Genomic DNA, 440 nt, shown 5'->3' on the forward strand with positions numbered 1-440 from the left:
TTGATCCGCCAGCGGCGTGGCAAGGGTCATCAGCTCGTCACCGAGTACCGCTACGACTGCCAGCATCGGTTGATTGGTATTACTCAACCAAACGGGCAAACCGCCAGCTATCGCTATGACCCGTTTGGGCGGCGGGTCAGCAAGACGGTAGATGGGAAAACCACGGAGTTTTTCTGGCAAGGCGACAAGCTGATAGCTGAACACCACGCGGATCGGCATCGCAGTTACCTCTACGAGCCAGACAGTTTTCGGCCGTTGGCACTGCTGGAAGGTTTTGGCCCACAAGCAACAAAGCCCTTCCACTACCAACTCGACCATCTCGGCACACCGCAGGAACTCACAAACCCCGAAGGCGAAATCGTCTGGTCCGCGCACTACCGCGCCTACGGTGAAATCGCCCGCCTAGACGTCAGAAAAATCGACAACCCGCTGCGCTTTCA

Annotated in this window: 1 protein-coding gene; it reads left to right on the forward strand. The window is 57.3% G+C overall.

The annotated features are described in order from the left end of the window. On the forward strand, positions 1-440 hold a 440-nt coding region (locus AOA59_RS05710), incomplete at both ends, for an RHS repeat domain-containing protein (RefSeq protein ID WP_143522756.1).

It is taken from the genome of Pseudomonas sp. 2822-15, assembly GCF_002742515.1.
Taxonomy (GTDB): Bacteria; Pseudomonadota; Gammaproteobacteria; order Pseudomonadales; family Pseudomonadaceae; genus Aquipseudomonas; species Aquipseudomonas salomonii.